Origin of the sequence: Virgibacillus sp. Bac332, assembly GCF_003667785.1 — a bacterium.
Taxonomy (GTDB): domain Bacteria; phylum Bacillota; class Bacilli; order Bacillales; family Amphibacillaceae; genus Virgibacillus; species Virgibacillus salarius.
The window spans coordinates 3,158,107-3,177,299 of sequence record NZ_CP033046.1; the positions used below are offsets into that span (position 1 = coordinate 3,158,107).

A 19,193-nucleotide genomic window follows, 5' to 3' on the forward strand; every position below is an offset into this window, starting at 1 on the left:
CACTTCATTCCTCCGTCTCTAAAAATAAAGCTCATCAATGATAGCTAAATAATCAATTCTTGCTTTATATTGAAAAGGGATGATATATCCTTCTTCCTGAATGGTTTCATAGGCAATCGATTTTTTGCCACCATTTAATTTGACGTTCCAGTGCAAAAAAAGTTTCTCTGCAGGTAAAAAAAATGTTTCGTCATGTGCAGCAAATCGGATAATAATAAAACTAATTCCTCCATGGTCAACTACAGCCTTCATATGATCTATTTGATGTTCATGTATATTAGCTAGCGGAAACAAGGTTTTATTTTTAGTCTCTTTCGCTTCGAAATCAATATACCTATACCTATAGACCCCATTATAGTCAGTTGTTGATGCTTGTTTGAAATATGCTTCTGTAATAACTGCTGCACTTCGTTTTGGATAGTTTACCTTTACAATCTGTACTGGTGTTGGTTTTTTATAGATAACTGCTTTATTTGCTTTTACATAAAAAGTGTTCGTCTCATTAATATCTTCTTCTAATGTCATCCCTCGATTACTAAATATATTTGTGTTTTTTTTAGCGTCTTTTGGACGACTGATATTTTTTCTCTGCCCATTTGGGTAATTCATTTGTTGGTTCCTCCTTGCATAATACCATATCATATAAGAAAAAAAATACCATTTAAATAGTACGCATAAATATTACAGAATCGTGCATAGTTAAAACAAACTGTTGAAGGAAGGATGAAGATGTATCCAACGAAAGAACTTCAATCCTATGTCCATTATATAACAAATTCAACTAAATCACGAAATAGAGATAATATTAGCCGCACAACTGCTTATTTTAACTATTATTTGCAATTTCCAGAAATAAAATGGTCATACTTAGCAAGTCTTGTGTCTAGAAATGCAGGGTATAATATGACAGATCTATTGTTACCTCCTTATCGATTTATACTGGGTGATAAGGAGAGAGAGCGATTATTTATGACTTATGAACGCGCAAATTGGTTAATTTTCTCTGATGCATATCCGCAATTACTAATTTACCAGCTTTCAAAGCAACTGCGAGAGCCTGTATTTCAGTTATTAAAGGTTTTCCATGTGTCGGATTTTATGATAAAAGAATGGCATTATTTTTGGAAGTTCTCTGATGAAGATCGATTACTTCGAGCATTAATTATAAACGAACAGAATGTAATACATGGGCCAGTAATTGAACAATCATTTTTTAAAAAACGTGTTTTTCACAAGCTACCATACGTACTACAAAATCTACTTTTAATGAACGCAGTACTGTTACCAACAAAATCAACGAATTTGTATGGTGCCTATGTACAAAACTTCACAAGTTTAACCAATCGGATTAATCTCGGAAAAAAACTGGCATCAATATTATTTACCCCATCTGTGTATAATGAAACATTGGCATTTGCTATAGATTGCGAACATACCGGTTCAAGATATGATTATGAGCGTTACTTAGATCTCTCCTTCCAAGCGTCTCCATTCCTACGAATGGTATACCCTATTATTTCACATCAAGATAAGATTCGAACAGATTGGTATAAATCGGGGGGTGTCAAAAAGAAATGGACAAAGAATGTTGCTACTCCAACAAAAAGTGATATTGGCTTAACTTTCTATAAAAAACGTCAGCTTTTGTATGCTTATTACTTTATTCGGTCTGTGTTTAGTAGGCAGGAATTATAACGAAAGGAGAGGGGGGTTATACAAAATTGAATCGAGGTTCATTTGGTATGTTTTTGATTTCATTGGCGGAAAGCGGTATGTACTGTTGTGCAGTGAATAATGCATTTGAAAAAAACGAACTTATCAAAGGGCTGTCCAAAGGTATTTTTGACCTCTAGGACAGCCCTTTGATTTATTTACGTAGATGGTCGGTTAGGACCATCTAATTTCTTATCGCCCTTTTTTAGGGATTTTGACCGAATAGATTCAGTTTTTGTTTGGTTTTTCTTATTTTGTTTCATGTGAACTCCTCCTTCAATTATTAGTTTGTCAAAAACACATAAATTAATGAGTTTTATCACCTGTTTTGTAAGCTTCGTTCTAGTTTTGTCGAACAGGAAGGATTGAATGGCTCTAAACCGAATACTAGTAGTAATAACTTAACCAAGGGAGGAGATTATATGTCATTTGCTATCAGGAATCTCCATACAGCTAATCCAGGTGCCGATCGGAAATCGGTTGAATTATCATTGCAACAGTTATCAGATCAGGTACGTTGGCTGGATCAAAAGCTTATGATGAAGGTTGAAAATGAAATATCTGATCAATTTCAGGATAGAATGAATGAAATGAATGCACTAAAAACGACTTTAAAGAGAGTGGAGGGGAATTATTAAAAAAAACATGTCCATTATGTTAAAATAATCCTAATAGCAAACTTTGTTAAAGGCGGATATTCAACATGGACATAAAGAAACAAACAGAATTATTAAAAGAGCATGTAGTTCGATTAAAGGATAAATATGAGCAAAACGATCCTCCTGAAAATCGAAAAGATAAAGCTTTGTTTTTAAAGGTTAAAGAAGAAACAACGCCTATTTATGAGATGTTACAACAATGGGAAACGGGCACGCTGCGAATGGTAAAAGAAAGGAAGCTAACTATTCATCCTCAACAGGTGGCTTCTACAAAAGAAAATATGGAACTGCTACTCATGCATAGTTACTATATAGATGTGAGAAGAAAAAGATACATGGAATTAAACCATTCCATTCTCTATATTTTTGACCAAATTATTAGAGAGTTGGAGCTGGGGCATAACTAAAAAGTTCCATTTAAAAGACGAACTATTTGGTGGTTCATTTTTTTCTTAGTCTAGAAAATTTAGCCCAGGGGGATAAATATGGGCATGTTGAGCCACGTCCAGCCTCAGTACCGAGAAATGGAGGCGACTTCACGAATCGCTCTACGCTAAGTCATCATCGGCTCGCAAGCACACCATGATTCTTTTATCTCCATTGACTCGCCCCAGTTGCTACGTTCTAAACGAGCGCTCGCACTTTTGTTCTGTTCCGAGCCTCTTTACAATCATTTGATTTTTACTTATAATAACCTTCCATACTGTGGAGAAGGGGATAAATAATGACTGCTAAATATGAATTAGTGAAAAAAGCCATTCGTATAAGGGATAACGCTTATGTTCCTTATTCCAACTTTCCTGTAGGAGCAGTTTTAAAAGCAAAATCAGGAAAGCTATATACAGGATGTAATATTGAAAATGCCGCGTATCCAGTGTCGTGTTGCGCTGAGCGTGTCGCCATATTTAAAGCAATCGCTGAAGGGGAGAAGGAGTTCACGGAAATGGCTGTTGCAGCTGACACAGATCGGCCAGTTCCTCCTTGTGGATCTTGCCGTCAAGTGATGAGTGAATTCTTTACAGCAGATATGAAGATTCATTTAACCAACCTAAAAGAGGACACTAAAACAGTTACGATGGAAGAACTTTTACCTTTTTCCTTTCAGCCATCTGATCTAAATAAAGAGACGTAAAGGGCGAGGGTTTGCCTTTTTAGAGAACCTCATTGAAAACGTAGATTATTGATAATATTTGCTCTATTTCTTTGTTCATAAAAAGGGCTGCTCAAAGTCGTTTAGACTTATGAGGCAGCTCCATTTTTTGTAGTCTAGGAAATTATAAAAATTGAGCATGAGGATAAATATAGACGTGTTGAGCCGTGTCCAGTCCCAGCGTCCAGAAACTAGGCTACTTCATGAATTGCTCTATGATAAGTCATCATCGGCACGCAAGCTCACCGTGATTCCTTTATCTCCGTTGACTCGCTCCAGTCGCTACGTTTCTAATCGGACATTTGCGCTTTTGTTCTACGTTAAGAAAGTATAAAATCAGTGCAATGACTACGTTAAGCCAAGTAGTTATTTTGAAATGTTAGATGTATATTGGCAATGCTCCGACTAATTACTTCGCTTTCCGTGGGCACGGCCTCAACTAACTTTGCAAAGAAGAACACGTTGCAAAGTGGATTTTCGGCTCGCGCTAATCCCGCAGGAGTCTACGTAATTCGTCTCCGCTATGCGAAGGTGCAACAATTCTTGTCATAAGTAATAGGTTGACTTTTTTTACAATGGGTAAAGTGAAAATCGCTATCCGTGAGTATAAAAGCAGCTGTGTTACTTCATGCTAGCGTTGTAGAGCCTGATAATAGCGAAGGCCGGCCACTTCAACTCCTGTGGGAAATGTTTGACCTGAAGATCCACTTTTTTGAGCGGGTTTTGCTAAAAAAGTTAGCTGAAGGACAAACCCCACGGAAAGGGAAGTGGGTAGCCGGAGTGGTGGTCAAGCAGTTGATATTATTCCATAATAGCTACTAGAGGAAGCGTAAATCTGAGCATTTAGTGATAAGGACTGAGCGAATTTTGCTCAGTTTTTTTATTTAGCATTATCATATGTTCTTTTCGGACAGGGAATGGATCTTCTCCGTTTTATCTGGAAGAAGTAAGCTCACAGCTATTCCAAAAAATAATGCAATAAAAAATGTCGTGAATTTTGAAGTGATGATACTTTCTAAAGGTGTGCTTATCCATAATATAGTGGATACTAATCCAGCAAGAACTGTCGCTACCACACCAGCACTAGAATATCGCTCCCAAAAAAATGTAAGGAGGATGGCGGGGGAGAGTGTACAGCCTACTCCTGCCCAGGCCCAGCTGACAACTAGATACAATAGAGATTCTGATACAAGCGCGATCACCATGCCGATTAAACCGAAGAATACAATAGAAATACGAGAAATCCAGAGAAGTTGTTTTTCTGTAAAATTCATTCCCAATGTTTTATGGATAATATCTTCACTAACTGAACTTGTCACAACCATTAATTGCGAATCGGCAGTTGTAATAATGGCAGCCAATACCCCAGCTAAAAGCAAGCCAGCTATCCAAGGCGGAAATAATTCAAGAATCATCGTTGGTAAAATAATTTCTGCATCATGAAATGAGCCTTGATCATAGATGGCTATAGCTGTTATTCCAATCATAAATGCTCCACCATACGCTAATAATGTCCAAATAATTGCAACAATACTTCCTTGTCTTGCTTCTTTATTATTTTTTAATGCCATAAATCGTGCACTTAATTGAGGCTGACCACCTAAGAAGCCAAAGAACCATGAAAAATTGTTAAAAAATAACACACCAATCGCAAAGCCAGTCAGACCACCAAACCAAGAGTTATACGAATCTCCAGCTTGTATCAGGGAAGCGTTTATCGATAAATCGTTTGCTTGTATATAAATTAATGATGCAATAGGAAGCGCAACTAATGTAATAACCATCATTATACTTTGGATCATATCTGTCCAAACTACAGATATAAACCCGCCAGCAAATGCAATAATGATGATAACAATTGTAGCTAATAGAATACCTGCTGTTGGAGGTAAGCCAAATGTTGTAAATAACATTTTTCCAGCTCCAGCCATCTGTGCTCCAACATAAAACATAAGAAACCCAGCAATTAAGATACTCGTTAACCAGCGAATTATTTTCGCCTTTTCCCCAAACCTTACCGCTAAATAATCTGGTAAAGTTAACACATTATACTTATCTGTTTCTGACATAAATGTTTTGGCTAAAAATAGCCAAGCAAATATTATTCCGATTGCTATACCAACTGCTACCCAAATTCCGGATAGGCCAGTCATAAAAACAAACCCTGTATAACCTAATAACAACCAAGCAGATTCACCTGTTGCCCTTTCAGAAAAGGCAAGTGTCCAACCAGGTAATTTTTTTCCTCCTAATAGAAAATCAGAGTGAGACTTACTTCGTTTGCTGAAATAATAGCCAATTGCTAAGATCAACATACAATAAACGACAAATTCAACAATGATGATATTCATAATTCCTCCTATAGAGAGTTTTTTACTCTAGGTTAGCTGCTGACCAACTCCTTTCTTGAGAGCCTGCCGATAGACCAATTGCGATACAACTACGTCAAATAAAGCCATACCTGTAGATTTAAAAAGGATGCTTTTATCAGGGGAACGAGACACTTCTTCATTTGACATAACCAGCTTCGACATGGATATGATGGAGTCTTTTGGTAGGTAGCCTTTTTCTAGTGGATATTGTACATCCCCCGACTCGATAATAGCGTCTTCCGTATCAATATAAAGGCGGTCCGCTAATTGATACAATACTTCTGGAAATTCTCGCATGGTTGGTTGAAAGGAACCAATACCGATAATAAGCTTGTTTGTTAATAAGTCGGGGTCATTAGGAAGAACAGGTGAATTCGAAGTAGTTGAGCAAATAATGATATGAGCAAATGTAATTGCTTCTTCAATTGTAGAAGTCATATGGATATGGATGTTTGCAGGGATCCATGCTTTGAGCTTTTCACTAAAGGCTGGTAATTTATCCGTCGTTCGATTGTACAAATAAATATCCTTAATCGGCCGCTCCGTGCATGCTGCAATAGCTTGATACAGCCCTTGTACACCTGTTCCAATTATTGCCAGTTTGTTATCATCCACATTTGCCAGATGTCTAATGGCTGAGCCACCAATTGCACCTGTTCGAATTCCTGTTATAAACGACCCATCTAAAAGCGCTTGACATTCGCCAGTTTCACGACTAGTTAAAATTACAAGTCCTTGTAAGGTAGGATGGCTCGTGTTATTTGGAAAAGATGTAATCAACTTTGTACCTATTGATTCATTAGTTAGGCAAGGCATTAGCAATAAAGTATTTGTTTCATCCTGTAGTTGCATTCGAGTGGGCATGTGAAATGCTCCAGAGCCGTAGAGCTTGTATGCGTTATCAATTGCATGAATAACTTGCTTCATGGATACAGCTTCTTTTATAGCCGATTCATTTAAAAATAACATGTAATGACCTCCATTCGTTTACGTTGTTAAACGATAGCACCCTCAATAAGCAATTCCTTTTCTTGAAATCGTTCAAATCTTAATGGATGAAGGTTCAAGGACTCATATTTACCTAATCGGATCAACTCGGATAACCCTTTACCTACAGCAGGAGCCTGCTGCATTCCATGACCACTGAAGCCACATGCGGTATAATATCCATTTAATTTAGGGTGCTCACCGATAATCGCATTTTGGTCGATCGTATTAAAGCTGTACATCCCTGCCCATCCACTACGAATCTTTGCACATTCAAAATTAGAAATTCGATGACCTAGCACGGGCCATAATTGTTCTAAAAAGAAGGAGCGTCTCCACGAAAAATCAATACCTGGCTTTACTTGCTCTGAATAACCTGAAATCAATTGTTTTCCTTCGTGACGGAAATAAACGCCTGTTGGATCTACAGTTAGAGGAAGGTTATTATGTAAGGGTTCTTCGATATCGAACTGAATAATTTGACGTTTTAAAGGTACGATTGGTAAAGGTAGCGCTATTTTCTCACTTAGCGCAGCAGCCCATGGGCCAGCGCAATTAATAACAATTGGAGCATAGTAGCTTTCTCCATTCGCTAATTGTATTCCGGTGACACAATCATTGTCTTTTAGAATAGTGTCAACCTCTTCATATATATACGTAGCACCTAGATGCTTGGCCTTTTTAGCATAGCCTTGCATAACAGAGTATGGGTCAAGGTAGCCATCTTCCTCACAGTACAGCCCACCCTGTAAATCGGATATAGTTAATTCTGGAATGATAGTTAGCAGCTCTTGTGGTGTTAAAAAGTCGGAAGGAACACCAAATTGTCGCTGTCGTTCACATTGCTTTTTTAACTGGTTTACATTTTCGTCTTTGGCGAGAAACAAGTATCCTCGCTGTTTAAAATCGATCTCAGCAGTTTCTCCATGAATTGCCATGTCGGTTGGAAACGTTTTATATTTTTGTAAGCTATATCTGCTTATTTGAATATTAATAGACGTAGTAAATAATTGTCTGATACCACCAGCACTTCTAGGGGTAGAAGAAAATTCATACATCGGGTCTTTTTCTAATACAATAATTGCTCCATCGTAACCGTCATTTAATAAATTGTAGGCAACGCTTGAGCCAATTACACCGCCACCAATAATGATAATATCTGCTTTCTTACGCACGAAAATCACCTCAAGTTATATGTGGAATGATTATAACTAGTTATAACCTAAGCTAGACTGGAAAATCTATGTCAAAACTATACAAAATTTCTTAGAGAAATAATTATTTTAAATAATCAAAATTATGATAAAATATTAGAAAATACCCATATAAAAGGAAGAAAAGTAGATGGAACGTTTTGTACAATTTGCACAACGAACAGTGAAAGCGGTTTCAAAAATTTCGCCTTTTCCCATTAGCTTAAGTGATAAGAGAGGATATATTATTGGGGATACAAATGCTGAACGAATTGGAACATTACATACTCCCTCAATAGAAGTTATTAAAGAGAATCGAACCATCTTATTTGATAATGACAAAATTTCTAGTATGACGAATGTTTTACCTGGTGTAGCAGTTCCATTACATTTAGATTCTCAAACCATTGGAGTGCTAGGTATCATCGGAAATCCGTTGGAGGTTAAACCATATGCAGAGCTTATTAAGAAGTATGTGGAGATGATATGGCAAGAAACAATTCATACGCATATAGAGGACTTAGAAGCAAAAACGTTAGAGTCATTTGTGCAATATATCTTGTTAGATGGAAACCGACATAAAGAAAGAGTCGCCCACTATTGCAAGGTATTGCAGATAGAGGAAGGAATACAGCGCCTTTGTATTGTAATCAATATCGGAGATTCGTTACTTAAAAGTATACAGATGGATAAGCGACAGGCCTATTCCTTAGACTATTTGAAGAAAGAAATATTAGCGTGTATTCGAAAAACATATAATAACGACTTACATCATATTTGTACGTTTTTAAATCCAGAAAAAATTATTTTATTAAAACCGATTACGGATGACACCGTTTTTCATCAGTTTATGGCAGAATTTAAAAACAAAAGCGTACTGCTCATTAAAAGGTTGCATGATTATAATATTCATACTGTTTCCATTGCTGCTGGATATAAATATGATGCTCTTCACCTCTTGTATCAATCCTATCACGAGGCAGAGGTGCTTGTGGAATTTGCAAGTAGGCTATCTATAGAACCGGCCATCTATTCTTATTATGATTGGAATGTACTTATGCAACTTATTCCGTATCAGCTTAATTCTCAAATACAGTCGAAGTTAAACGGGCGAGTAGAACCGTTTTTTGCACATGACGATTTTATGGAGCTTAGTTATAACTTTATTGTATACTGTGATAGCAATTTAAATATAAGTAGGGCAGCAAAGTCTCTTTTTATACATCGTAATACCTTAATTTATCGTCTGAAAAAAATAGAATCAATAACCATGCTTGATTTAGGTTGTTTTGAACAGTGTATGTTACTTTATATAATTATAAAAATGAAGGAATAGCATGAGAATAAATCTGAATAATGCATTCATTTTTCAGGTTGACAATTTAATGCTATAATAAGTAGAAAGAAATGGCATAAAAATAAATAGAATTAATAAAATGTTAAATGAAATGGAAATGGATACGAACAAATTAACATGTAGACATGATGAGGTGATACTGTGAGTACGAATCGAGTACAATTAAGTAGTAAAGATATTTTAGAAAAAGATTTTAAGACAGCAATGCGGGGCTATAATCAAGAGGAAGTTGATGAATTTTTAGATTTAATTATTCAGGATTATGATGCTTTTAAGCAAGAGTTAGAAAGGCTTCAACAAGAGAATGATAGGTTAAAAAAATCATCAACCGTGGAACAGCCACCCAAAACACGCTCTGCACATCCTAATCCTAATCCGCAAGTAAATTATGATGTTTTAAAACGATTGTCAAACTTGGAGAAGGCTGTTTTCGGAAAGAAATTCGCTGAGACAGAGAGTTAATAAGTTAAGGCAGTTGAAAAGCAAAAGCTAAATGAAAGTCATAGGGAAACTTGATTAAATCTAGTACTTATGGTATAGTAATTTGAGGAAATAAATTAAATACTCATGTGATCGCTGTATAATATATACAGAGGAAAGTCCATGCTCACACAAACTGCGATGTTTGTAGTGTTCGTGCTTGACGAATTCATAAGTCAAGGTAACCATTTGGTTAACGGCAGGATAGCTACCTACGTCTATTAGATATGGAAGCTAGCCTTGAAAGTGCCACAGTGACGTAGCTGATTTGGAAACATTTCAGGTGGAACGAGGTAAACCCCACGAGTGAGCAACCCAAATAATGGTAGGGGCACTCTTTAGTAGGGAAATGAACCGAAAAAGGGACAAGTATAAACTTGTAGATAGATGATTACAACCGGCGTACGAGGTTGACCACCGATGGTAGTACAATGGAACAGAACATGGCTTATCGAGTATTTAATTGGTCTATGACGAGGAAATAAACCTTTCTGATTCCCTTTTGGGTTATTGGAAAGGTTTTTTATTTTCAGTAGCGTTCATAAACCGTATGTAGATATGATAAACTATGGAAAACATGATACTGATAGGAAAGGAATTAATTATATATGCAAACTGTAACATTAATTGCAACAGCAGCTATGGGATTAGAAGCAGTTGTGGCTAAAGAGGTAAATGCATTAGGCTATGAAACACACGTAGAGAACGGAAAGGTTATTTTTGAAGCGCCTATCTCTGCTATTCCTCGTTGTAATTTATGGCTACGCTCCGCTGATCGGGTTAAATTACAGGTAGGTACTTTTAAAGCTAGCTCCTTTGAGGAGTTATTTGAAGGTACCAAGTCATTGCCTTGGGAGAAATATATTGCAGAGGACGGACAAGTTCCAGTAATCGGAAAATCGGTTAAGTCTAAGCTGTATAGTGTTCCCGATTGTCAGGCCATAACAAAAAAAGCAATCGTTGAACGGTTAAAATTAAAGTATGGAATTGTTTCTAAATTCCTGAGTCTGGTGCTATGTTTAAAGTTGAGATTGCTCTTTTGAAGGATGAAGCTACTCTGACGATTGATACTTCTGGCACAGGATTACATAAAAGAGGATATCGAGTAGGGCAGGGGGATGCCCCTTTAAAGGAAACCCTTGCTGCATCTTTAATTATGCTAACTAACTGGCATGCAGATGAAACATTAATAGATCCCTTTTGTGGGTCAGGAACGATTGCTATTGAAGCTGCGTTAATGGGTCAGAATATTGCACCTGGCTTTAACCGTGAGTTTGCTTCAGAAGAATGGAGCTTCATAAAAAGAAAGCATTGGGAGGATGCTTTTCAAGAAGCAGAAGATAAAGCAAACTATGATCAAAAGTTAGAAATTATCGGCTCTGACATTGATCATAAAATGATAGACATTGCAAAGCAAAATGCGATGGAATCAGGATTAGGAGACTTGATAACATGGAAGCAGATGCAAGTAAAGGATTTAACGATTCGCAAGCATAATGGTTATCTTATTGGCAATCCTCCATATGGACAAAGGCTTGGTGATTATAAGCATGCTGCAAAAATTGCTAATGATTTAGGCTCTGTTATGAAACATCATGAAAGCTGGAGCATTTATATACTAACCGCTTACGAAAACTTTGAAAAAGCATTTGGTCAAAGAGCGACGAAGAAACGAAAGTTATTTAATGGATATATCCGAACAGATTATTATCAATATTTTGGTAAAAAGGTGAGGGAGGATTTGGAATGACAACTATAAATACCGTAGAGAAAGACTTTAGACATTACTTACGTGAAATAAGTGCTTATAATGAGTCATTGATGCTAATTCATTGGGATATGCGTACCAAAATACCTAATCATGGTGTCGAACAACGTTCTGAAGTTGCTGGTTTTCTGGGAGAAAAGATTCATAAGCTGGAAACTTCTGATAAAATGAAACATTTTATTGATGCTTTAAAAAAGGATACGACTGATCCAATATTAAAAAGGACAGTTGAGGTTTGTGAGGAAAATTATGAAAGAAATCGTAAAATACCTCATGAACTGTATAGAGAATTTATTATGACGCAATCCAAATCTGAAGCCGTCTGGCAAGAAGCTAGGCAAAACGATGATTTCCAATTGTTTCAACCATATTTAGAGAAACTAGTCGATTATAATAAACAATTTGCTACTTATTGGGGATATGAGCATAATATCTATGATGCATTACTACATAACTTCGAGCCTGGGGTAACAACAACGATGTTAGATGAGGTTTTTCCTGCATTGCGCACATCGTTAGTATCTCTATTGGATCAAATCAAAGCAAGTCCTGTAAAGCCTGACACCGATGTTTTGCAAGCACATTTTCCTAAAAATGATCAGGAAGCCTTTACCAAAATAATTTTAAAGCAAATGGGCTATGATTTTCAATCTGGTCGATTAGACGAAACCATTCATCCCTTTGCAATTGCGCTCAATCGAAATGATGTACGAATTACTACAAGATACGATGAAAACGATTTTAGAATGGCGATCTTTGGGACTATTCATGAAGGCGGACATGCATTATACGAACAAAATATTGCAGAAAGTTTAATGAATACACCGCTTGCAACAGGAACGTCAATGGGAATTCATGAATCACAATCATTATTTTGGGAAAACTTTATAGCAAGGAGTCATACATTTTGGGAAGCTAATTATCAAGAGTTTCAATCATATGCCCCCCAGCACTTTAGGGATGTAGAGTTGGACCAATTCTTTCGTGCAGTAAATGAAGTGAAGCCCTCATTCATACGCATTGAAGCAGATGAATTAACCTATTCACTTCATATCATGGTACGTTACGAGCTTGAAAAAGCTTTGATTAATGGGGAGATTAACGTGCAAGATTTACCTAAGCTATGGAATGAGAAAATGGTGGCTTATTTAGGAATAAACCCTCCAACTAATAGAGAAGGAGTCCTTCAGGATATCCATTGGGCAGGAGGCGATTTTGGTTATTTTCCTTCGTATGCATTAGGGTATATGTATGCTGCACAGTTGAATCACACCTTAAGACGTGAAGTAAACGTTGATGAAATTATTATGACCGGAGACTATCGTAGAATTAAACAATGGTTATCCGAAGCTGTACATCAACATGGCAAGATGAAGAAACCACTTGAAATTATCAAGGATGTTACAAACGAAGGATTAAATCCTGATTACTTAGTAAGATACTTAAAGCAAAAGTATGCAGCTATTTATCAGTTTAACTAAGTTGAGCTGTTTGCTTTCTAAAAGAAGGAGTATTCCATGACATATATTTGTTCAACAGGACTCGGTATTCCTAATTATCGTATGCCACAAGAGGAAGTAAAGCAAATTGTGCAAAAAGTATTTACGTATTCCCTTCGACAACGATCACGGCTGCTTCCGGTATTTGACAATGCGCAGGTCAATGAGCGCCAATTTGTTGTTGACTCAGAATGGTTTTTACGAGATCACTCCTTTAAGGAAAGAAACGAGCTTTATACGACCTATGCAAAAGAGTATGCCCTGCGCGCAATAGACGCTTGCTTAACGAATCAACAATTTTTAGATGAACCTGTTTTGTATGAGGAAATAGATATGATCATATTTGTGTCTAGTACAGGTATAGCAACGCCATCTATGGATATTCATCTATTTAATGAACGACCTTTTCGATCAGATATAAAGCGAATGCCTTTATGGGGGTTAGGCTGTGCTGGTGGGGCAATTGGATTATCAAGAGCTTATGATTGGTTAACAGCTAATCCAGATAAATCTGCATTGATTGTTTGCTGTGAACTATGTAGTTTGACGTTTCAAAAAGGGGATATGAAAAAGAGTAATATCATTGGAACAGCGTTATTTGGTGATGGAATAAGTGCGGCATTAGCGGTTGGTGAGAAGTCTTTAATATTACGCAAGAAAAAAGGCTCTATTCCCAAGCTTCTGCAATCTCATTCATACACAAAAAAAGACAGTATATCCGTAATGGGGTGGGATATAACTGATGGTGGCTTTGAGGTTATTTTTTCGAAAAGTATACCTGCTCTAGTAGAAACGTTTTGGCGAGAGCATTTACAAATCTTTCTGCAAGCAACACGAATAAATGAACAGGATATACATTCGTTTATTGCTCATCCAGGGGGTAAAAAAGTAATCGATTCCATGGAAAAAGTTCTACAAGCCAAGCCTGAAAAATTTAAGCATTCTATTAATGTGTTACGTAATCATGGTAATATGTCATCTGCCACCGTTCTCTATGTCCTAGGTGCCTGGATGAAGGAAGCCATTTCTAAGGGAGAAAAAAGTGTAATATCAGCACTTGGCCCAGGCTTTAGCTCTGAGTTAATACTTATGGAGTGGGTAGACTAATGCCATTATTTATGTGGGTTATACTGTGCTTTATTATCGTACAACGATTAGTTGAGCTGAACATTGCCAAACGAAATGAAGTCTGGATAAAAGAAAGAGGTGGGGTAGAAAGAGGGGAAGAGCATTATAAGTGGTTTATCCTTGTACACAGCTTATTCTTTCTCTCGCTAATTGTCGAGGTATTACTAAGGCATCCAGCTACGTTCCAATTTAACATTTATTTGTTTGTACTGTTTCTATTGCTCCAGTTCGTACGTTTTTGGTGTATTTCATCGTTAGGTAAGTTTTGGAACACGAAAATCATAATATCTCCACAGTTCCCTTTAGTGAGGAAAGGTCCATATAAATATGTAAAACATCCCAATTATATCGTAGTGGGAATTGAATTATTGGTTATCCCCTTGTTGTTTGAGGCATATATAACGGCAGTATTGTTTCCGTTGTTGCACATCCTGTTATTAACTGTTCGAATTCCAGCAGAGGAAAATGCGTTAAAAGATACAAAGTTAACAGAATAGGAAAGAGCTGTCCATAAAGACAGCTCTTTACCTATACAGCTGAAGTATACTATTGCCATGGGGCAACGACGGTTCATCCTTCTCGTGAATAAAATACTTCAGGTTAGTGACACGATATTGCTCCTTCTACAGGAGTTCTATATTCCTTTGTACCTTATGGGATACTCACTCCTAGTATATTATGAATTCCCGATTGGCCAAGCAAATGGTTCGCTACCCGTTGGAGCGTGCAGAATAATATCGATAAATGGAATGGTATATGCAAATAAGATTAACCCAATTGTAATGCCAATCCAGAGCTTCCAATTTTCTAAAAATAGCGGTGTCGGTTGAGCATTCACTTCTTCTTCAGCAATTGGGAACTCTTCCTGTCCCTTCGGTGCAAAGAAAGTTAATTGCAGAAAGATATATACCATTAGTAGAATACCGATAAATAAAATAGTGCCTCCAACCGCTTGAGCAATTTGATATCCTATCCAATCTGATGCTTGGGCAGTTCCACCATATTCAGAGAAGGCAGATCTTCGCGGTGCACCTAGCAGACCAGATATATGCATGGATCCAGACATGATAGTCATCCCTACTGCCCAAATAACGGTTTGTATTAACCCTAAATTATTGATCTTCTTTGTTAGCTTTCTACCTGTTAGGTGTGGGATCAACCAATAGCTAATTCCGAAAAAGGTAAGTAAAACAGTAGTTGCTACAGTTAAGTGGAAATGACCAGTAACCCACATCGTGTTGTGAATAACGTTGTTTAATTGATGGGATGCATTGATTATTCCTCCAGTTCCTGCTGGTATGAATGCAAGCATACCTACCATAGGAGCAAAGAAACGAACGTCCTTCCAAGGTAAATGTTTAAACCAACCAAATAATCCACGAAACCCCTTCCGTCTGCCAGTTATCTCAAACATGGCAAACATAGAAAATGCTGTCATAAGTGAAGGAATGATGACCATAAATGTAAGTACAACTTGTATAAACTTCCACGTTGGGTCAATTCCAGGTTCTGTCAGCTGATGATGAAAGCCGACTGGTATAGAGAATAATAAAAATAATACAAAAGACAATCGTGCTAATGAATCACTAAAAATTTTGCCGCCAATAATCTTCGGGATTATGGCATACCAAGCCATATATGCAGGTAGTAGCCAAAAATATACAAGTGGATGACCAAAATACCAAAACAAGGTCCTACTTACTAAAACATTAATCGTTTCCGCATATCCAAGGGACCACGGAATAAATTGAACAATGACTGCGGCTGCTACACCAAGCGTTGCAATAAACCATAATACCATATTGATAACTACCATAAAGGCAAGAAGCGGTGATTTTTCATCTTTATGAGTCTTTTTCCAAACATAGAGTTGCCGGAAGTTAACAAAACAGGCAATCCAACTACCGATAATAACCAATGCCAATCCAAAATAAAATATAGGATGTGCTTGCAATGGAGCGTAAAATGTATATAGTACACTTGCTTTACCTAATAACACCATAACGGCGGCCATGACCGTACCAATTAACATGACTATAAAACTTAACCAGGCATATAATCGCTGTTTTTTTGAAATACCAACTGTTTTGGCCATCAAAGCATATTGAAAACCGATAATAAAAAAAGTAGTTAAAACGAGTCCGAGTATTACTCCATGTACCGTTAATACTTGATAATAGGTGATTCCCCATGGAAGTGAAAGGGAACCTGATCTTACAAGTGTTTGTAACAGCCCCATTAGCCCACCAATAAATAATGAAATAAATGCAACATAGATAAAGGCCATAGTAAGTTTGGAATCAGATTTTGAAATACCAAGTTTAGTCGCAATCATTATTCATACACCTCCACAGAAGCAAACATTTGGTGATGACCCAATCCACAGTATTCATTACATACAATTGTAAATTCACCTGTCTCATCCATAACCGTTTCGTAGCGGCTAATGTAACCAGGCTCCAGCATCATATTTACATTCGTCCCAGCAACTTGATATCCATGAATTACATCTTTTGTTGTTGCTTGAAATAAAACAGTTGATCCTTTAGGAATTCTAATCTTTTTTAGCGGTTTACCATTATCATCAACACCAAAATCATAGTTAAAGGCAGAGGCAACAAAATTAACGATATACTGATCCTCTTTTACCTGTGTTACGCCTAAATTATCTGGTTGAAAGGCCTCATGACTTTCAATATTCTTTAAGTCAATTGTTTCTAAATGACTGGAAGGATGGGTACCTTTATAAAATGCACCAACCCCAATCACAAGCAAAAATAATAGAAGTGATCCAGTTCCAAATATTAACCATACCTTCTCAAACTTATGCAAATGCATGCTAACACTCCCCCCTAAATTCATTCCAATTACCTAGATAAAAATAAGGCAAATACACCAAACCAACTAACGATAATGAAGACTCCTAGTAATAACACAGATAGTAGTGTACCTTTCAGGTTTGGCGTTTCTACACGCTCTTCAGATTTCTGCTTTTCAGCATTTTCCATTCTACTCCCCCCTCATGACTAAAGTAGTGCTTCTATTTTCATCATACACAAAACACTGCCCGAATTAGCATTGTTCGTTAGTATTTTCACAATTTGTTCAATTATGTTCGAACCGCTCTGTATCAGTACTTTACTAACATTTAGGTTAGAAAAGTAATTGAAGGATTTGTGAAGAAAAAGTGGCAATTAAGTGAAAAACTACCTTGTAGGAAAGAAGTAGTAGCTGTTTAAAAACAAATCTTTAAAAAGTAAGGCACATAAACAAGCTTATCCTGCTGACTTAAGCATGGCTTAGAATACGATAATTAGGTAATTAGTAAGCCTAACAGAGCAGGGAGCATATTGATAAAAGGTAAACGGAACGAAGTCAGCATGTTTTAACTTAGCAAATTTGATTAGTGTTGAAGCATCATGCAAAAATGTCGTTTGAACTAAGAATGCAAACTGCCGCGAAACCGAAATTTAGATAGAGAGGAGGGAGAGGCATGTATGAATGAATAGTATCTTATCCTATTCCTCAAAGATGTTACAGAATAAATGTAAGTTATTTTTTAGTTGTCGAAATAAAAGAACCAGTGTGAAGGAAGCCAACGAATAAGAATTTCGTCAGGTTGGGGGTCTTTGAGTATATAGATTGAAAATCGTTTAATGAGTCTATTTATTCAGGAGATACTAATGGAAGATAAAATGACTCCAAGCTAATATACATATGTATGCATATAAAAGAGGTAACTATAATACAAGAATAAATGGGGACTTGATAAGAAAAAAAGGAAGCACAATAGTTAAATAGGTTATTGTGCTTCCTTTTGCATTAATTTGTGCTATTACTTTTTTCAACATGCATGTTCTTAGCAATATACATAAATGGTGTATCGATAATTGCCACCGCGAATTTGATAACATAGGTTGTTATAAATATTTCCAACCAAATATCGAATGGATATGTTCCATAGAATGCTATAGTACAGAAAACAATCGTATCTACAAATTGACTTATCACCGTACTCCCATTATTTCTAATCCATAACTGCCGATCACTTGGAAATAGATTACGTAATTTATCATAAATCCAAACATCAAAGTATTGACTAATCATATACGCTGCTAAGCTTCCGGCCACTATTCGTGGAATTAAACTAAATATAGTCGCCAGCGCATCATGAGCAATGTCTTCAGCACCTGGTTCAAATGCTAAGGCAATTTGCATGATGATTGTCATGGTAACTAATGTTGCAAATCCCAACCATACTGCTTTTTTCGCCTCTTTTTTACCATGTTTTTCATTAATTATATCGGTAGCTAAATAAGCAGTTCCATATAGGATATTCCCAAGAGTAGCTGTTAAGCCAATTAAATCCACTGTTTTTAACACCTGAATATTGGCTATCACTGTTGCCATTCCGATCCAAACATATAAGCCTGTTCTACCAAATAGTCGATAGAACAATAGCAATAACGAAAAATTGACCAACGCAAATAAAATCCATATAAGCTCGTTAGGCATTATTATTCCTCCTTAGTTTTGGTAACGCGGGAGTTCTCGAACCGCGAAAAACACAAAAGCTATTATACGAAGAACTAACTCGAAAAGCAAGGATATTCCTATTATAACCACCAAAAAAAGCGGTAACCATTAAGATTACCGCTTTATATATTTTGATCACTATTTATTTTTTAACAACATTAGCTGCTTGTGGACCACGCTCACCTTCAACGATTTCAAAAGAAACTTCCTGTCCTTCTTCAAGTGTTTTAAAGCCTTCTTCTTGAATTGCCGAATAATGTACAAATACGTCATTTCCTTCTTCTTGCTGAATGAAGCCATATCCTTTTTCAGCATTGAACCATTTAACTACACCATTTTCCATGAATAATC

The 19,193-nt window shown here is 36.7% G+C and carries 20 protein-coding genes, 1 other RNA gene and 1 pseudogene; 12 read left to right on the forward strand and 10 right to left on the reverse strand.

Annotated elements, in window-relative coordinates; genetic code table 11:
- Positions 1 to 18 precede the first annotated feature (18 nt).
- Entirely contained in the window at positions 19 to 609 is a 591-nt protein-coding gene (recU, locus tag D9782_RS15065) for a Holliday junction resolvase RecU (RefSeq protein ID WP_026680985.1), read from the reverse strand.
- Positions 610 to 729: 120 nt separating this feature from the next.
- On the opposite strand from recU, the gene D9782_RS15070 reads away from it, so the two are divergent.
- Positions 730 to 1,695: a DUF2515 family protein gene (locus D9782_RS15070; RefSeq protein WP_026680984.1), complete on the forward strand. Its 966-nt coding sequence runs from the start codon at positions 730 to 732 to the stop codon at positions 1,693 to 1,695.
- A 176-nt stretch (positions 1,696 to 1,871) separates the two neighbouring features.
- Here the strand turns inward: D9782_RS15070 and D9782_RS23345 are convergent, their stop codons facing one another.
- The gene (locus tag D9782_RS23345; RefSeq protein WP_200862547.1) at positions 1,872 to 1,976 is read right to left on the reverse strand and encodes a spore protein; all 105 of its coding nucleotides are present in this window, start codon (positions 1,974 to 1,976) and stop codon (positions 1,872 to 1,874) included.
- 159 nt (positions 1,977 to 2,135) lie between these two features.
- On the opposite strand from D9782_RS23345, the gene D9782_RS15075 reads away from it, so the two are divergent.
- The 4 genes from D9782_RS15075 to D9782_RS15090 all read left to right on the forward strand — a co-directional run bounded on the left by D9782_RS15075 (position 2,136) and on the right by D9782_RS15090 (position 4,344).
- Positions 2,136 to 2,351 (forward strand): hypothetical protein, encoded by a 216-nt coding sequence (locus tag D9782_RS15075; RefSeq protein WP_026680983.1) that lies wholly within the window; start codon positions 2,136 to 2,138, stop codon positions 2,349 to 2,351.
- Positions 2,352 to 2,416: 65 nt separating this feature from the next.
- Positions 2,417 to 2,779, forward strand: coding sequence for a DUF1798 family protein (locus D9782_RS15080; RefSeq protein WP_026680982.1), 363 nt, complete (start codon positions 2,417 to 2,419; stop codon positions 2,777 to 2,779).
- A 317-nt stretch (positions 2,780 to 3,096) separates the two neighbouring features.
- Positions 3,097 to 3,504 carry a cytidine deaminase gene (locus D9782_RS15085; RefSeq protein ID WP_026680981.1) on the forward strand — a complete coding sequence of 136 codons (408 nt, stop codon included), beginning with the start codon at positions 3,097 to 3,099 and terminating at the stop codon, positions 3,502 to 3,504.
- A 618-nt stretch (positions 3,505 to 4,122) separates the two neighbouring features.
- The gene (locus D9782_RS15090; RefSeq protein WP_121605102.1) at positions 4,123 to 4,344 is read left to right on the forward strand and encodes a hypothetical protein; all 222 of its coding nucleotides are present in this window, start codon (positions 4,123 to 4,125) and stop codon (positions 4,342 to 4,344) included.
- A gap of 71 nt (positions 4,345 to 4,415) precedes the next feature.
- On the opposite strand, the gene D9782_RS15095 is transcribed toward D9782_RS15090, so the two are convergent.
- From D9782_RS15095 to D9782_RS15105, 3 genes are read right to left on the reverse strand one after another with little or no spacing between them, the layout of a single operon-like run.
- Positions 4,416 to 5,873, reverse strand: coding sequence for a sodium/proline symporter (locus D9782_RS15095; protein WP_121605103.1), 1,458 nt, complete (start codon positions 5,871 to 5,873; stop codon positions 4,416 to 4,418).
- Between the two features lie 27 nt (positions 5,874 to 5,900).
- Entirely contained in the window at positions 5,901 to 6,863 is a 963-nt protein-coding gene (locus D9782_RS15100) for an ornithine cyclodeaminase family protein (RefSeq protein WP_026681938.1), read from the reverse strand.
- 26 nt (positions 6,864 to 6,889) lie between these two features.
- Positions 6,890 to 8,056, reverse strand: coding sequence for an NAD(P)/FAD-dependent oxidoreductase (locus tag D9782_RS15105; protein WP_026681939.1), 1,167 nt, complete (start codon positions 8,054 to 8,056; stop codon positions 6,890 to 6,892).
- Between the two features lie 169 nt (positions 8,057 to 8,225).
- Here D9782_RS15105 and D9782_RS15110 point away from each other — a divergent pair, with 169 nt between their 5' ends.
- The 7 genes and pseudogenes from D9782_RS15110 to D9782_RS15140 all read left to right on the forward strand — a co-directional run bounded on the left by D9782_RS15110 (position 8,226) and on the right by D9782_RS15140 (position 14,803).
- Positions 8,226 to 9,410 (forward strand): CdaR family transcriptional regulator, encoded by a 1,185-nt coding sequence (locus D9782_RS15110; protein ID WP_026681940.1) that lies wholly within the window; start codon positions 8,226 to 8,228, stop codon positions 9,408 to 9,410.
- A gap of 162 nt (positions 9,411 to 9,572) precedes the next feature.
- Positions 9,573 to 9,893, forward strand: a complete 321-nt coding sequence (gene gpsB, locus D9782_RS15115) for a cell division regulator GpsB (RefSeq protein WP_121605104.1) — start codon at positions 9,573 to 9,575, stop codon at positions 9,891 to 9,893.
- Positions 9,894 to 9,992: 99 nt separating this feature from the next.
- Positions 9,993 to 10,367: RNase P RNA component class B (rnpB, locus tag D9782_RS15120), an RNA gene on the forward strand.
- 152 nt (positions 10,368 to 10,519) lie between these two features.
- A pseudogene (locus D9782_RS15125) lies at positions 10,520 to 11,661 on the forward strand (class I SAM-dependent RNA methyltransferase).
- The gene (locus tag D9782_RS15130; protein ID WP_121605105.1) at positions 11,658 to 13,160 is read left to right on the forward strand and encodes a carboxypeptidase M32; all 1,503 of its coding nucleotides are present in this window, start codon (positions 11,658 to 11,660) and stop codon (positions 13,158 to 13,160) included. The pseudogene D9782_RS15125 and the gene D9782_RS15130 overlap by 4 nt, the downstream one beginning before the upstream one ends.
- Before the next feature lie 36 nt (positions 13,161 to 13,196).
- Positions 13,197 to 14,285: a type III polyketide synthase gene (locus tag D9782_RS15135; RefSeq protein ID WP_121605106.1), complete on the forward strand. Its 1,089-nt coding sequence runs from the start codon at positions 13,197 to 13,199 to the stop codon at positions 14,283 to 14,285.
- On the forward strand, positions 14,285 to 14,803 hold the full coding sequence (locus tag D9782_RS15140) for an isoprenylcysteine carboxyl methyltransferase family protein (RefSeq protein WP_121605107.1): 519 nt from the start codon (positions 14,285 to 14,287) through the stop codon (positions 14,801 to 14,803). Before D9782_RS15135 ends, D9782_RS15140 begins: the two co-directional genes overlap by 1 nt.
- Positions 14,804 to 14,982: 179 nt before the next feature.
- Here D9782_RS15140 and D9782_RS15145 read toward each other — a convergent pair whose 3' ends face one another.
- The 5 genes from D9782_RS15145 to D9782_RS15165 all read right to left on the reverse strand — a co-directional run bounded on the left by D9782_RS15145 (position 14,983) and on the right by D9782_RS15165 (position 19,185).
- Positions 14,983 to 16,641 (reverse strand): b(o/a)3-type cytochrome-c oxidase subunit 1, encoded by a 1,659-nt coding sequence (locus tag D9782_RS15145; protein ID WP_121605108.1) that lies wholly within the window; start codon positions 16,639 to 16,641, stop codon positions 14,983 to 14,985.
- Positions 16,641 to 17,144, reverse strand: coding sequence for a cupredoxin domain-containing protein (locus tag D9782_RS15150; protein WP_026681947.1), 504 nt, complete (start codon positions 17,142 to 17,144; stop codon positions 16,641 to 16,643). The genes D9782_RS15145 and D9782_RS15150 overlap by 1 nt, the downstream gene beginning before the upstream one ends.
- Before the next feature lie 29 nt (positions 17,145 to 17,173).
- Positions 17,174 to 17,314: a cytochrome c oxidase subunit 2A gene (locus tag D9782_RS15155; RefSeq protein WP_080668710.1), complete on the reverse strand. Its 141-nt coding sequence runs from the start codon at positions 17,312 to 17,314 to the stop codon at positions 17,174 to 17,176.
- 814 nt (positions 17,315 to 18,128) lie between these two features.
- Complete coding sequence (locus tag D9782_RS15160) at positions 18,129 to 18,821, reverse strand: queuosine precursor transporter (RefSeq protein WP_026681948.1); 693 nt, start codon at positions 18,819 to 18,821, stop codon at positions 18,129 to 18,131.
- 163 nt (positions 18,822 to 18,984) lie between these two features.
- The gene (locus tag D9782_RS15165; protein WP_026681949.1) at positions 18,985 to 19,185 is read right to left on the reverse strand and encodes a cold-shock protein; all 201 of its coding nucleotides are present in this window, start codon (positions 19,183 to 19,185) and stop codon (positions 18,985 to 18,987) included.
- Positions 19,186 to 19,193 lie beyond the last annotated feature (8 nt).

Excerpts from the sequence above, each read along its gene's own strand:
- recU (WP_026680985.1), bottom strand. The coding sequence starts at position 609 with ATGAATTACCCAAATGGGCAGAGAAAAAATATCAGTCGTCCAAAAGAC.
- D9782_RS15070 (WP_026680984.1), top strand. The coding sequence starts at position 730 with ATGTATCCAACGAAAGAACTTCAATCCTATGTCCATTATATAACAAAT.
- D9782_RS23345 (WP_200862547.1), bottom strand. The coding sequence starts at position 1,976 with ATGAAACAAAATAAGAAAAACCAAACAAAAACTGAATCTATTCGGTCA.
- D9782_RS15075 (WP_026680983.1), top strand. The coding sequence starts at position 2,136 with ATGTCATTTGCTATCAGGAATCTCCATACAGCTAATCCAGGTGCCGAT.
- D9782_RS15080 (WP_026680982.1), top strand. The coding sequence starts at position 2,417 with ATGGACATAAAGAAACAAACAGAATTATTAAAAGAGCATGTAGTTCGA.
- D9782_RS15085 (WP_026680981.1), top strand. The coding sequence starts at position 3,097 with ATGACTGCTAAATATGAATTAGTGAAAAAAGCCATTCGTATAAGGGAT.
- D9782_RS15095 (WP_121605103.1), bottom strand. The coding sequence starts at position 5,873 with ATGAATATCATCATTGTTGAATTTGTCGTTTATTGTATGTTGATCTTA.
- D9782_RS15100 (WP_026681938.1), bottom strand. The coding sequence starts at position 6,863 with ATGTTATTTTTAAATGAATCGGCTATAAAAGAAGCTGTATCCATGAAG.
- D9782_RS15110 (WP_026681940.1), top strand. The coding sequence starts at position 8,226 with ATGGAACGTTTTGTACAATTTGCACAACGAACAGTGAAAGCGGTTTCA.
- D9782_RS15130 (WP_121605105.1), top strand. The coding sequence starts at position 11,658 with ATGACAACTATAAATACCGTAGAGAAAGACTTTAGACATTACTTACGT.
- D9782_RS15135 (WP_121605106.1), top strand. The coding sequence starts at position 13,197 with ATGACATATATTTGTTCAACAGGACTCGGTATTCCTAATTATCGTATG.
- D9782_RS15140 (WP_121605107.1), top strand. The coding sequence starts at position 14,285 with ATGCCATTATTTATGTGGGTTATACTGTGCTTTATTATCGTACAACGA.
- D9782_RS15145 (WP_121605108.1), bottom strand. The coding sequence starts at position 16,641 with ATGATTGCGACTAAACTTGGTATTTCAAAATCTGATTCCAAACTTACT.
- D9782_RS15150 (WP_026681947.1), bottom strand. The coding sequence starts at position 17,144 with ATGCATTTGCATAAGTTTGAGAAGGTATGGTTAATATTTGGAACTGGA.
- D9782_RS15155 (WP_080668710.1), bottom strand. The coding sequence starts at position 17,314 with ATGGAAAATGCTGAAAAGCAGAAATCTGAAGAGCGTGTAGAAACGCCA.
- D9782_RS15160 (WP_026681948.1), bottom strand. The coding sequence starts at position 18,821 with ATGCCTAACGAGCTTATATGGATTTTATTTGCGTTGGTCAATTTTTCG.
- D9782_RS15165 (WP_026681949.1), bottom strand. The coding sequence starts at position 19,185 with ATGGAAAATGGTGTAGTTAAATGGTTCAATGCTGAAAAAGGATATGGC.